At 74.0% G+C, this 12,374-nt stretch carries 10 protein-coding genes; 8 read left to right on the plus strand and 2 right to left on the minus strand.

Annotated elements, in window-relative coordinates; all coding sequences use genetic code 11:
* Positions 1-99: 99 nt before the first annotated feature.
* The 4 genes from E1283_RS20730 (at position 100) to rhaS (ending at position 4,904) form a co-directional block, all read left to right on the plus strand.
* On the plus strand, positions 100-1,623 hold the full coding sequence (locus E1283_RS20730) for a sugar ABC transporter ATP-binding protein (protein ID WP_132819604.1): 1,524 nt from the start codon (positions 100-102) through the stop codon (positions 1,621-1,623).
* Positions 1,620-2,675, plus strand: coding sequence for an ABC transporter permease (locus E1283_RS20735; protein ID WP_132819605.1), 1,056 nt, complete (start codon positions 1,620-1,622; stop codon positions 2,673-2,675). The genes E1283_RS20730 and E1283_RS20735 overlap by 4 nt, the downstream gene beginning before the upstream one ends.
* Entirely contained in the window at positions 2,665-3,699 is a 1,035-nt protein-coding gene (locus E1283_RS20740; protein ID WP_132819606.1) for an ABC transporter permease, read from the plus strand. The genes E1283_RS20735 and E1283_RS20740 overlap by 11 nt, the downstream gene beginning before the upstream one ends.
* A gap of 113 nt (positions 3,700-3,812) precedes the next feature.
* On the plus strand, positions 3,813-4,904 hold the full coding sequence (rhaS, locus tag E1283_RS20745) for a rhamnose ABC transporter substrate-binding protein (RefSeq protein WP_132819607.1): 1,092 nt from the start codon (positions 3,813-3,815) through the stop codon (positions 4,902-4,904).
* A 41-nt stretch (positions 4,905-4,945) separates the two neighbouring features.
* Here the strand turns inward: rhaS and E1283_RS20750 are convergent, their stop codons facing one another.
* Positions 4,946-5,722, minus strand: a complete 777-nt coding sequence (locus tag E1283_RS20750; RefSeq protein WP_132819608.1) for an ABC transporter permease — start codon at positions 5,720-5,722, stop codon at positions 4,946-4,948.
* Positions 5,722-6,744 (minus strand): ATP-binding cassette domain-containing protein, encoded by a 1,023-nt coding sequence (locus E1283_RS20755; RefSeq protein ID WP_425086207.1) that lies wholly within the window; start codon positions 6,742-6,744, stop codon positions 5,722-5,724. Before E1283_RS20755 ends, E1283_RS20750 begins: the two co-directional genes overlap by 1 nt.
* A 78-nt stretch (positions 6,745-6,822) precedes the next feature.
* Between E1283_RS20755 and E1283_RS20760 the strand changes: the two genes are divergently transcribed.
* From E1283_RS20760 to gndA, 4 genes are all read left to right on the plus strand, one after another.
* Positions 6,823-7,470: a nucleoside/nucleotide kinase family protein gene (locus tag E1283_RS20760; RefSeq protein ID WP_132819610.1), complete on the plus strand. Its 648-nt coding sequence runs from the start codon at positions 6,823-6,825 to the stop codon at positions 7,468-7,470.
* A 147-nt stretch (positions 7,471-7,617) separates the two neighbouring features.
* Positions 7,618-8,910, plus strand: a complete 1,293-nt coding sequence (locus tag E1283_RS20765; RefSeq protein ID WP_132819611.1) for a P-loop NTPase — start codon at positions 7,618-7,620, stop codon at positions 8,908-8,910.
* A 202-nt stretch (positions 8,911-9,112) separates the two neighbouring features.
* Positions 9,113-10,819 carry a tetratricopeptide repeat protein gene (locus tag E1283_RS20770; RefSeq protein ID WP_132819612.1) on the plus strand — a complete coding sequence of 569 codons (1,707 nt, stop codon included), beginning with the start codon at positions 9,113-9,115 and terminating at the stop codon, positions 10,817-10,819.
* A 92-nt stretch (positions 10,820-10,911) separates the two neighbouring features.
* The gene (gndA, locus tag E1283_RS20775; RefSeq protein WP_132819613.1) at positions 10,912-12,351 is read left to right on the plus strand and encodes an NADP-dependent phosphogluconate dehydrogenase; all 1,440 of its coding nucleotides are present in this window, start codon (positions 10,912-10,914) and stop codon (positions 12,349-12,351) included.
* Positions 12,352-12,374 lie beyond the last annotated feature (23 nt).

Raw genomic sequence — 12,374 nt, forward strand, 5'->3', positions numbered from 1 at the left:
CCCACCGCCCACGCCGCCAGGGCCCGTCCGGCCCGAGGACCCCGCACGGCTATTGACATGGCCACACCCTCACCCCTACGGTCGAACGGACGATATTGAATCGTTTCACCGCGGAAGAGGAGTGCCGTGCCGTTGCTCCAGTTACGCGAGGTCACCAAGTCCTTCGGGCCCGTCGCCGCCGTGCGCGGCGTGTCCTTCTCACTCCAGGCCGGCCGGGTGCACGCCCTCGTCGGTGAGAACGGCGCCGGCAAGTCGACCATCGTCAAGATGCTGGCCGGCGTGCACCAGCCCGACACCGGCGGGATCGAGCTCGACGGGCGGCCGGCCCGGCTCGGCGGGCCGGCCGCGGCGCGGGACGCCGGGATCGCCGTGATCTACCAGGAACCCACCCTCTTCCCCGACCTCTCGGTCGCCGAGAACATCTTCATGGGCCGCCAGCCCACCGCCCGCTTCGGTCGCGTCGACCGCGCCGCGCTGCGCGCCGCCACCGCCCGCCTCTTCGAGCGGCTCGGGGTCGCGGTCGATCCCGAGCGGCAGGCCCGCGGGCTGTCCATCGCCGACCAGCAACTCGTCGAGATCGCCAAGGCGTTGTCCGTCGACGCGCGGGTCTTCGTGATGGACGAGCCCACCGCCGCGCTCTCCGGCGTCGAGGTGGAGCGGCTGTTCGCCGTGGTCCGCGGGCTCTGCGAGCGGGGTGCCGCCGTGCTGTTCATCTCGCACCGCTTCGACGAGGTCTTCTCGCTCTGCGACCACATCACCGTGCTGCGCGACGGCGCCTGGGTCTCGACCGATCCCACCGCGGACGTGACGCCCGACACCGTGGTGCGCCGGATGGTCGGGCGGGACGTCGCGGCACTCTTCCCCAAGGAGGACACCGAGCCGGGCGAGACCGTGTTGGAGGTGCGCGGCCTGGGGCGGGCCGGCGTCTTCGAGGACGTCGGCTTCTCGGTCCGCGCCGGCGAGATCGTGGCGCTCGCCGGCCTGGTGGGCGCGGGGCGCAGCGAGGTGGTGCGGGCCGTCTTCGGCGTCGACCGCTACGACGCGGGCGAGGTGAGGGTCGCCGGGCGCCGGCTGCCGCCGGGCTCCCCGGCCCGCGCGATGGCCGCCGGGATCGCGCTGGTCCCCGAGGACCGCCGCCAGCAGGGCCTGGTGATGGAGCTGTCCATCGAGCGCAACGCCACCCTCACCCGGCTGCGCCGGCTGACCAGGTTCGGCCTGCTGACCGGCGGCGGCGAGCGGCGCTCCGCGGCTGAGTGGGCCGACCGGCTCCAGGTCCGCTACGGCCGGCTCGCCGACCCGGTGGCCACGCTGTCGGGCGGCAACCAGCAGAAGGTGGTGCTGGCCAAGTGGCTGGCCACCGGGCCGCGGGTGCTGATCGTGGACGAGCCGACGCGCGGCATCGACGTCGGCACCAAGGCAGAGGTGCACCGCACCATGTCGCGGCTGGCCGGCGAGGGCCTGGCGGTGCTGATGGTGTCGTCGGAGCTGCCCGAGGTGCTGGGCATGGCCGACCGGGTGCTGGTGATGCGCGAGGGGCGGATCACCGCCGGGCTGTCGCGGCGCGAGGCCACCGAGGAGTCGGTGATGTTCGCGGCCACCGGGCAGGCGGGGGCGGTGGCATGAGCGCGGCCGACACCGCGTCCCCGCCTCGCCGGCGGCCGACGTCGCCGCGGTCGGGCCGGGGCGGCGGCCTCGGCCGGCTGGGCGCCGCCAGGGAGCTCGGCGTGCTGCTGGCGCTCGCCGCGCTGGTCGCGGTGACGGCGGCGTCCAACTCCCGTTTCCTGTCCGCGCAGTCGATCCAGGACGTGCTGCTGAGCGCCGCGATCCTGGTGGTGCTGGCGGTCGGCCAGACGCTGGTCATCGTGACCCGCAACATCGACCTGTCGGTCGGCTCGGTGCTCGGACTCGCCGCCTTCGGCACCGGCGAGTTGCTGTCCTCGGCGCCGGGCACGCCGATCCCGCTGGCGCTGCTCTTCGGTCTCGGGCTCGGCGCGCTCTGCGGCGTGGTCAACGGCGCGCTGATCGCCGCTGCCCGGGTGCCCGCCCTGGTGATCACGCTGGGCACGCTCTACGTCTTCCGCGGCGTCGACCACAGCTGGGCCGCCGGCGAGCAGATCAACGCGGCCGACATGCCGCGCGGCTTCCTCGACTTCGGCACCGCCACGCTGCTCGGCGTGCCGGTCCTGGCGCTGCTCGCGGTGGCGGTGCTGGCGGTGGTGGCCACCTATCTGCGGTCCTACCGGGGCGGCCGCGAGCTGTACGCGATCGGCTCGGAACCGACGGCGGCCCGGCTGTCGGGCATCCCCGTGGGGCGGCGGGTGTTCGGCGCCTTCGTGGTGAGCGGGGCGCTGGCCGGGCTCGCCGGGGTGCTGCACGCGGCCAGGTTCGGCACCGTGGACGCCACGGTGGGCACCGGGATCGAACTCCAGGTGGTGGCCGCCGCGGTGGTGGGCGGCGTGGCGATCTTCGGCGGCAGCGGCTCGGCGTACGGCGCGGCGCTCGGCGCGCTGCTGCTGACCACGATCGGCAGTTCGCTGGCGGTGCTGCGGGTGGATCCGTTCTGGCAGCAGGCCGTCGTCGGCGGCCTGATCCTCGCGGCGATCGGTCTCGATCGGCTGCTGGCGGCCCGGGTGGCCGGCCGGCCGGGCAGGAGGAGGGTGCTCCATGGTGCGTGACACGCTCTACGCGCGGTCGCAGGACGCGCCGGCCGACCGTGGCACGGCGCGGACCAACCGGCTGGCGGCGCTGGTCCGTTGGGAGACCGCCGTCGTACTGGCCCTGCTGCTCGTGGTGGTGGGCGCGAGCCTGGGGGTCGACGGGTTCGCGGACGGCAGGAACGCGGAGTTCCTGCTGCTCGACGCGGTGGCGGTGCTGCTGATCGCGCTGCCGGTGACGCTGGTGGTGATCACCGGCGAGATCGACCTGTCGGTGGCCAGCACGCTGGGCCTGTGCAGCGCGGTGATGGGCCAGTTGTGGCTGTCCGGTTGGCCGTTGGAGCTGATCGTGGTGGCGGCGATCGCCCTGGGCGCGGTGCTCGGCGCGGTCAACGGGCTGTTCGTGACGGGCTTCGGGCTGCCCTCGCTTGCCGTGACCATCGGCACGCTCGCGGCGTACCGGGGGCTGGCGTTCGTGGTGTTGGGCGACCAGGCGGTGGCCGACTTCCCGACCGACTGGACGAGGGCGGCGGCCGACACGGTGGCCGGCGGTGCGCTGCCCTGGGCGATGGTGATCGCCCTGGTGCTGGCGGTGGGTTTCGGGGTGACGCTGCATCTGACGCCGTTCGGGCGGCAGTTGTACGCGATCGGCAACAACGCGCAGGCCGCCGCGTTCACCGGGATCCCGGTGGCCAGGGCGAAGTTCTGGCTGTTCGTCGCCTCGGGCGCGGTCGCCGGTCTCGCCGGCGTGTACTGGACGCTGCGCTACGCGAGCGCCCGGGCCGACAACGGCGAGGGGCTCGAACTCTCGGTGGTGGCGGCGGTGTTGCTGGGCGGCGTGTCCATCTTCGGCGGCCGCGGCACGCTGCTCGGGGTGTTGGCCGGCGTGCTGCTGCTGGCGACGCTCAGGAACGCGCTCCAGCTGGCCGACGTCCGGGCCGACACCCTCGACATCGTCACCGGGGTGCTGCTGATCGCCTCGGTGGTGGTGCCCAACGTCGTGGCGCTGGCCCGCGCCCGGCGGCGTCGCGGCCGGCCGACCTGACCGCGACCGCGAGGCGCCACGCGCGCGAAGCGCCACGCGGCGGAACCACCCGCACCAGGCCCCCGCGCCCCGGGGGCGCCCCGCACTGTTCCCGCACGGAAGGAAGTGGTCCGATGTCCCCGCAGAGCCGACCGACCCCCGTCCCATTCCGCACCGGAGCCGCCGTTCTCGCGCTCGCCGCCCTGCTCGCCACCGCCGCCTGCTCCGGCACGACGCGCGGCGACGACGAGGAGGGGGGCGGGGGCGACCGGGCCACGGCCGAGGCCGATCCGGACGCCCCGCTGGCCGAGGGGCTGGCCGTGGCCTTCCTGCCCAAGCAGGTCAACAACCCCTACTTCACCGTGGCCGACGCGGGCGGCGCGACGGCGGTCGAGGAGTTCGCCGGCGAGTACAAGGAGGTCGGCCCGTCGGAGGCCAGCGCCTCCTCCCAGGTGAGCTACGTCAACACCCTGTCGCAGCAGGGCACCGACGTGATCGTGACGGCGGCCAACGACCCCAACGCGGTCTGCGGCGCGCTCAACGGCGCCCGCTCGGCCGGCGCGAGCGTGGTGACCTTCGACTCGGACGCGAGCCCGGAGTGCCGGGACCTGTTCGTCAACCAGGCGACGGCCGAGGGGATCGCCGAGATCCAGGTCCAGCTGATCGCCGAACAGATCGGCGGCGCCGGCCAGATCGCGATCCTGTCCGCGACCCCGAACGCCACCAACCAGAACACCTGGATCGGGTTGATGGAGGAGGAGCTGGCGAAGCCCGAGTACGCCGACATCGAGTTGGTGACCGTGGCCTACGGCAACGACGAGGACGAGAAGTCGTTCCAGGAGACCCAGGGCCTGCTGCGTTCGTACCCCGACCTGGCCGGGATCGTCTCGCCGACCACGGTCGGCCTGGCCGCCGCGGCCCGCTACCTGTCCGGGTCCGAGTACCGCGGCGAGGTGGCGCTGACCGGGCTCGGCACGCCCAACCAGATGCGGGAGTTCGTGGCCGACGGCACCGTCGAGTCGTTCGCCCTGTGGGACCCGGCCGACCTGGGCTATCTGGCGGCCTACGCGGGCGCCGCGCTGGCCTCGGGGCAGATCACCGGGTCCGAGGGCGAGACGTTCACGGCGGGCGAGCTCGGCGAGTACGAGGTGGGCGCCGACGGGGTGGTGGTGCTCGGCCCGCCCACCGTGTTCGACGCCGGAAACATCGACGAGTTCGACTTCTGAACGCCGGGGAACGCCGGGGAACGCCAGGGGCGGGCCGGGGGTCACTTCGAGAGGTTGTGGTAGAGCCGGACCGCGATCGTGAAGAAGACCAGGAAGATCCCGGCCGCCCAGGCGAGGGAGAGCCACACGTAGTGGAAGGCCTCGCCGCCCTCGAACAGGGCGCGCAGGGCGTCGATGGTGACGCTGACGGGCTGGTTGCGGGCGAAGTGCTGCAGCCAGCTCGGCATGGTCTCGACCGGCACGAACGCCGAGCTGGCGAACACCAGGATGAAGAACGGGAGGATGCCGGCCACCTGGGCGGTCTCCGGGTCCCTGGTGAGCAGGCCGAGGGTGGCGTAGATCCAGGAGAAGGCGTAGCCGAAGACGATCGCCAGCAGCAGCCCGCAGACGATCGACGCGAACGGCGCGTGGAAGCGGAATCCGACGGCCGAGCCGAGGCCGACCATGAGTGCCAGCGAGAACATGCTGCGGCAGAGGTCGGCCACGGTGCGGCCGGCCAGCACGGCGGAGCGGGCCATGGGCAGGCTGCGGAAGCGGTCGACGATCCCGCTCTGCAGGTCCTGGGCGAGGCCGATGGCGGTGGCCATCCCGCCGATCAGCACGGCCTCCAGGAAGATGGCCGGCACCACGAAGTCGACGTACCTGCCGCCGGGGATGTGGATGGCCCCGCCGATGGCGTAGCGGAACAGCAGGAGCAGGATCGCCGGCTGGATGGCGGTGGTGACCACCAGCCGGGGGGTGCGGACGAGGCGCCGGAGGTTCCGCCCCGCGATGCCCAGGATGTCGCTGGCGACGAGCGCCGGGTTGGTGGTCGCCATCAGTCGTCGCCTCCCGTTGTCCGCTCCCCCGCGTCGTCGGGCGGCTCCTCCGCCGTGGCGCCCGTGAAGGTGAGGAACACGTCGTCGAGCGAGGGGTGGCGCAGCGCGAGGTCCCGCAGGGGGATGCCGGCCCTGCTGAGCTCCTGCCCGGCGGTGATCAGCGCGTCCGTGCCGCCGGTGGTGGGCGCGGTGACCCGCAGCGAGTCCGGCTCGGTCTGGGCGGCCGTGCCGGCGACCCGGGACAGCACCTCGCCGGCCCGCCCCAGGTCCTCGCGGTGGGTGACCCTGGCGTCCAGGACGTCGCCGCCGACCTGGGACTTCAGCTCGTCCGCGGTGCCCTGGGCGATCACCCGGCCGTAGTCGAGCACCGCGATGCGGTGGGCGAGCGACTCGGCCTCCTCCATGTACTGGGTGGTGAGCAGCACGGTGGTGTCGCCGGCGACCAGCTCCCGGATGAACTGCCACAGCTGGTTGCGGGTGCGCAGGTCGAGCCCCGTGGTGGGCTCGTCGAGGAAGAGCACCGGTGGCCGGCCGACCAGGCAGGCGCCGAGGTCGAGGCGGCGGCGCATGCCGCCCGAGTAGGTGCGTACCGGGCGGTCGGCCGCCTCCTCCAGGGCGAAGGACTCCAGCACCTCCCGGGTCCGGCGGCGGCGCTCGGCGCGGCCGACGTGGTAGAGCAGCCCGACGAGGTCCAGGTTCTCGCGCCCGGTCAGCAGCTCGTCGACCGCCGCGTACTGGCCGGCGAGGCCGATCCTGGTGCGCAGCAGGGCCGCGTCCCTGACGACGTCGCAGCCGGCGACGGTGGCCTGGCCGCCGTCGGGGCGCAGCAGCGTGGTGAGGACCTGCACCAGGGTGGTCTTGCCGGCGCCGTTGGGGCCGAGGAGGCCGAGGACCCGGCCGCGCTCCACCGAGACGTCGACGCCGTCCAGTGCCCTGGTGGCGCCGAAGCTCTTGGTCACCCCCCGCGTCTCGATGACCGGCATGCGCTGTGCCTCCGGGTCTCGCGGGCCAGAGATCACCATTGTCGGGGCGGGTCACCGGCCCCGCATCCCCAGGGCCGGGGGTCGCCCGACCGGTGCCGGGGTCCCTAGGGTCGGGGCATGGATCTCGACGCACTGGTGGACAGGGCCGCATCGCTGGCCGGCGGGGGCGCATCGCTGGCCGGCGGGGGCGCGGCGCGGACCGTGCTGGGTCTGGCCGGGCCGCCGGGCGCCGGCAAGTCGACGCTGGCCCAGGCGCTGCGGGACGCGCTGGGCGACGCGGCGGCCTATGTGCCGCTCGACGGCTTCCACCTGTCCAACGCGCAGCTCGACCGGCTCGGGCTGCGCTCCCGCAAGGGCTCGGAGCCGAGCTTCGACGTCTGGGGGTACGAGGCGCTGCTGCGTCGGCTGGTCACCGAGCCGTTCCGGGACACGTACGTGCCGGACTTCGACCGGGCGCTGGACGAGCCGGTGGCCGCCCGGCATCTGGTGCCGGCGGGGGCCACGCTGCTGGTCACCGAGGGGAACTACCTGGCCTGCGACCTGCCGGGCTGGCGGGAGGCGCGGTCCCTGATGGCGGAGGTCTGGTACGTGGACGCGACGGCCGACCTGCGTGACGCGCGCCTGATGCGCCGGCACACGGGATTCGGCCGGGACGTGGCGGCGGCCCGCGCCTGGATCGACGGCAACGACCGGCCCAACGCGGAGCTGGTCGAGCTGTCGAGGGAGCACGGCGACCTGGTGGTGACGTCGCTGAGCCGAAACTGATCGTTCGTCACCGGGCACGCCGGCGTACGCCGTGTGTGACGGTTTCGCAGCCAATCACGGGGCCGTTCAGGACAATCCCGCGAGTAGCGTGAATCCCGGGTGGTGGGCTCGGCGTCCGGGCGGGCCCCGGGGCGTGGTGGGGAGGCGATGACGATGGCGAACGGTCGGCGGTGGTGGCGGCGGTCGCCGTGGGCGCTCGCCGCGATGAGCGGCGTGCTGATGACCGCGGGGGCGGGCAGCGCGGTGGCCGGGTTCCTGCCCTGGTGGCTGGCCATGCTGCTCGGCGTGTTGTCGGGCGCCGCGACGATCGTCGGAACGGCGCTGTGGGAGCGGCACACGGCCGGCGTCGCCCGCCGGGAGGCGTGGGCGGCGGCGGTGGCGGCCGGGCCCGGTCCTGACGAGGCGGACCACGGCAACAGCGTGCTGGCCGCGCTCAACCCGGAGCAGCGGGTGGTCGGCTTCAACCGGCTGCGGGACGGCGAGCTGCGGGGGCTGCTCGGCTGGTGTCGCGGCACGCCGGCCGACGAGCGGTCCGTCAGGTTGGTGTCCGGCGCGCCGGGCTCGGGCAAGACGCGGCTGCTCGTGGAGTGCGCCGACCGGTTGACGGACGCCGGCGTGGTGTGCGGCTGGGTGCGGCGCGACCGGGGGGCGGCGGCCGTGGCGGCCGCGGCGGCCTGGGGTCGGCCGGTGGTGCTGTTCGTGGACGACGCGGAGACCCGTCCCGACCTGCCCGCGCTGCTGCTCGCGCTGGCGGCCGGCGACGCCGACGTGCGGGTGGTGCTGGCGGCCCGGGAGTTCGGCGAGTGGTGGGCGCGGCTGCGGGCCGGGCTGCCGCGCGAGACGGCCAGGGCGCTGCCGCCGGCGGACGGCGTGGTGCTCGGCCCGTTGGCCACCACGGGGCAGGACCAGGAGCAGCTGTTCGCGCAGGCCGGGCGGTACTTCGCCCGCCGGTTCGGCACGGCGCCGCCGGCCGCCACGCTGGCCGCGCCGCACCAGCCGGCGCAGCTGCTGATGCTGCACGCGGCCGCGGCGGTCGCCACGTTGGGCGGCCAGCCGGGTCCGGTCACGGTGGACGCCGGCGTGCGGCGGCTCTTCGCCGACGAGGAGTCCTGGTGGGAGCGGAGCGCCGTCGAGGCCGGGCTCACGTTGTCGCGGGCCGGGCTGCGGTCGGCGATCGTGGCGGCCACGGTGCTGGGCGCGCGTGGCCTGGACGAGGCGGTGACGCTGCTCGGCCACTTCCCCGGGCTGCCGCGTGGCAATCCGGACGCGATGCGGCGGCTGGCGGAGTGGCTGCGGGAGGTCTATCCACAGCGCGCCGACACGTGGCTCGACCCGCACCTGCCGGCCCGGCTCGTCGAGCGCTACGTCGCCGACCAGCTGGCCGCGAGCGCGCCACTGCGGTCCGCGGTGGTGGCCGCGGCACTGGCGCCCGCCCCCTGAGTGTGGGCGACGCACGCCGTGCGGCGTGCGTCGCCCGTCAGCTGACACATGACATTCGTCGTCATATGTCAGCTGTCATCCCCCCGTTGTCAGTCGTCAGTCGTCAGTCGCTACTCGTCATTCGTGATTCGTGATTCGTGATGCGTCAGCCGTGATGCGTCAGTCGTCCGGCCGTCAGGCCGCGGGCCCCGAGGAGGCCGCGATGCGAACATCCCAGACCGGTCCCGACCGGCCGACCCGGCTGCTCACCCTGCTGGCCAGGGCCGCGCACCACACGCCGAGCGCGCTGGCCACCGTGACCGCGGTCATCGGGGAGGCGCCGAGCCGGCTGCTGCCCGTGGCCGTCGCCGTGGCCCATTCCGGCGCCGGCCCGATCGACCGGGCGATAGCGGACGCCGTGCGCGAGAACCCGCTCCCCGACGAGGAGCTGAGGGCCCTCGCGGCGCTGATCCCGTATCCGACCCACGCGCTCGTGCACACCGCGGCCGCCGTGACCGGCCAGGTGCTCACCCTGCCGGACGACGAGGACCTGTCGCGGGCCAGGCGGCTCGGCGACCACGGCGTGCGGCTGTCCGCGCTCGGCGACTGGCCGGCCGCCCTCGCCGTCGACGAGACGGCGGTGGCGCTGCTTCGCCGGCTGTACGCCGAGGACCCGGCCGGCCACGCCGCCGAGTTCGCCAGGGGGCTGAGCAACCTCGGCATCGACCTGAACCGACTCGGCCGGTACGAGGAGGGGTTCGCCATCACCCGTGAGGCGCTCGAACTCGTCCGTGACCTGGCGACCGAGGACTTCGCCCGCCACGGCTACCACCTGGTCGACGCCCTGCGGAACCTGGGCGTCGAGCTGTCCCGCGAGGGCCACTGGGACGAGGCGTTGACGGTGGACCAGGAGGCGGTGGCCCTGGCCAGGCGCCTGGTCGAGGAGTGGTCGGAGAGCTATCTGCCGTACCTGGCCGGGGCGTTGCAGTGTGCCGGGGTCGACCTGGCCCACCAGGGGCGGTGGGACGAGGCGCTGGCCGTCGACGAGGAGGCGGTGGCGATCCTGCGCGAGCTGCTGGCCGGCGACCCGGACCGGCACGAGGCGGACCTGGTCCAGGCGTTGGGGCAGCTGGGTACGGATCTGCACCGGCTCGCCAGGCACGACGAGGCGTTCGCCGTCTTCACCGAGTCGACGGCGACCCTCCGCCGGCTCGCCGCGGAGAACCCGGCGGCCCACGAGGCCGAGCTGCCCCGGATGCTGGTCAAGCTGGGGTCCACGCTGACCGAGGTCGGCCGGCTGCACGAGGCGCTGGCCGTCGACGAGGAGGCGCTGCGGTCACTCAGGCGGCTGCTCGGGGAGTCCGCCGAGAACGTGGAGCGGTTCGAGTCGGACCTGGCCCACACCCTGTCCTGTCTGGGTACCGACCTGTCGCGGCTGGATCGGGACGCGGAGGCGGTCGTCAGGGACGAGGAGGCCGTGGCGATCGGCCGCCGGCTGGTGGCGCGCAACCCCGAGGCACACGGCGCCCAGCTCGCCAGGTCGCTGATCGGCCTCGGGGTGCGGGCCTACCGGCTGTGCCGCTGGGACGACTCGCTGGCCGCCGATCTGGAGGCCGTCGAGCTGTTCCGCGCGGCCCACCGGGCCAGCTCGGCCCACGAGCCCGAGCTCGCCCGTGCCCTCGGCAACCTGGCGGAGAGCCTCTCCCACTTCGACCGGCACGCCGAGGCGCTGACCGCGGCCGAGGAACAGGTGAGCCGCTACCGCCGGCTCCGCGTCGCCTGGCCCGGCACCTTCGACCAGGCCCTGGCCACCGCGGAGAGCGAGTTGCGGCACCGCAGGGCGCGGCTGGGGCTCGACGAGCTCGACCCCGAGATCGTCCCGCCACGCCGTTCACCGGCCGTGCGGCCGGATCCGCACCAGGCTGCCTGAGACTTTTTGTCTCACTCCCGTGTTGCGATCACCCGTGACACTGGTTGCATGGGGGCACGGGTGGGATCAGCCTGACTACAGGAGTTGATGACATGGCGCGGCAGGCCCAGATCGGTGTCACCGGACTGGCGGTGATGGGTCGGAACCTGGCCCGAAACTTCGCCAGGCACGGTCACACCGTCGCCGTGCACAACCGCACCGCGGCCAAGACCAGGGACCTGGTGGCCACCTTCGGTCACGAGGGCGACTTCGTGGCCGCGGAGACGGCCGAGGAGTTCGTCGCCGCGTTGGAGCGGCCCCGGCGGCTCGTGGTGATGGTGAAGGCCGGCGCCCCGACAGACGCGGTGATCGACGAGTTCGCGCCACTCCTGGAACCGGGCGACATGATCGTGGACGGCGGAAACGCCCACTACCTGGACACCAGGCGGCGGGAGGCGGCGCTGCGCGAGCGCGGGCTGCACTTCGTCGGTTGCGGCATCTCGGGTGGCGAGGAGGGCGCGCTCAACGGTCCGAGCATCATGCCGGGCGGCTCCCCGGAGTCGTACCAGGCGCTCGGCCCGCTGCTGGAGAGCATCGCCGCGCGGGTCGACGGCGAGCCCTGCTGCGCGCACATCGGCCCGGACGGCGCCGGCCACTTCGTGAAGATGGTGCACAACGGCATCGAGTACGCCGACATGCAGCTGATCGCCGAGTCCTACGACCTGCTGCGGAAGGTCGCCGGCTACGAGCCGGCCCACATCGCCGAGATCTTCCGCAAGTGGAACACCGGCCGCCTCGACTCGTACCTGATCGAGATCACCGCGGAGGTGCTGGCCCACCGGGACGCGGACACCGGCCGCCCGTTCGTCGACATCGTGGCCGACCGCGCCGAGCAAAAGGGCACCGGCCGCTGGACGGTGCAGACGGCGCTCGACCTGGGCGTCCCGGTGTCCGGCATCTCCGAGGCGGTGTTCGCCCGCGCGATCTCCGGCCACGCCGACCTGCGCGCGGCGTCCGCCTCGCTCCCCGGGCCGCAGCTGCCCGAGCTCCACCCGGACGACGCGGCGCGGTTCGCGGACAGCGTGGAGCAGGCGCTCTACGCCTCGAAGATCGTCGCCTACGCCCAGGGCTGGCACCTGATGCAGGCGGGCAGCGCGGAGTACGGCTGGGACCTCGACCTCGGCACGATGGCCACCATCTGGCGGGGCGGCTGCATCATCAGGGCCCGCTTCCTCAACCGGATCCGCGAGGCGTACCACCGAGGCGGCGAGGCCCCGGTGACGCTGCTGGCCGACGCCACGTTCACCGAGGCGCTCCGCGACGCGCAGGTGGGCTGGCGCCACGTGGTGTCGCAGGCCACCGCGCTCGGCGTGCCGGCTCCCGGCTTCTCGGCCGCGCTCGCCTACTACGACGCGCTGCGCTCCGACCGCCTGCCCGCGTCGCTGGTCCAGGGCCAGCGGGACTTCTTCGGCGCCCACACCTACCAGCGCGTCGACCGCGAGGGTTCCTTCCACACCCTCTGGGGCGACGACCGCACGGAACGCCCCGCCTGACGCTCGCGCGGGTGGGTGGGTGG

The organism is Streptomyces hainanensis (assembly GCF_004348415.1).
Taxonomy (GTDB): Bacteria; Actinomycetota; Actinomycetes; order Streptomycetales; family Streptomycetaceae; genus Streptomyces; species Streptomyces hainanensis.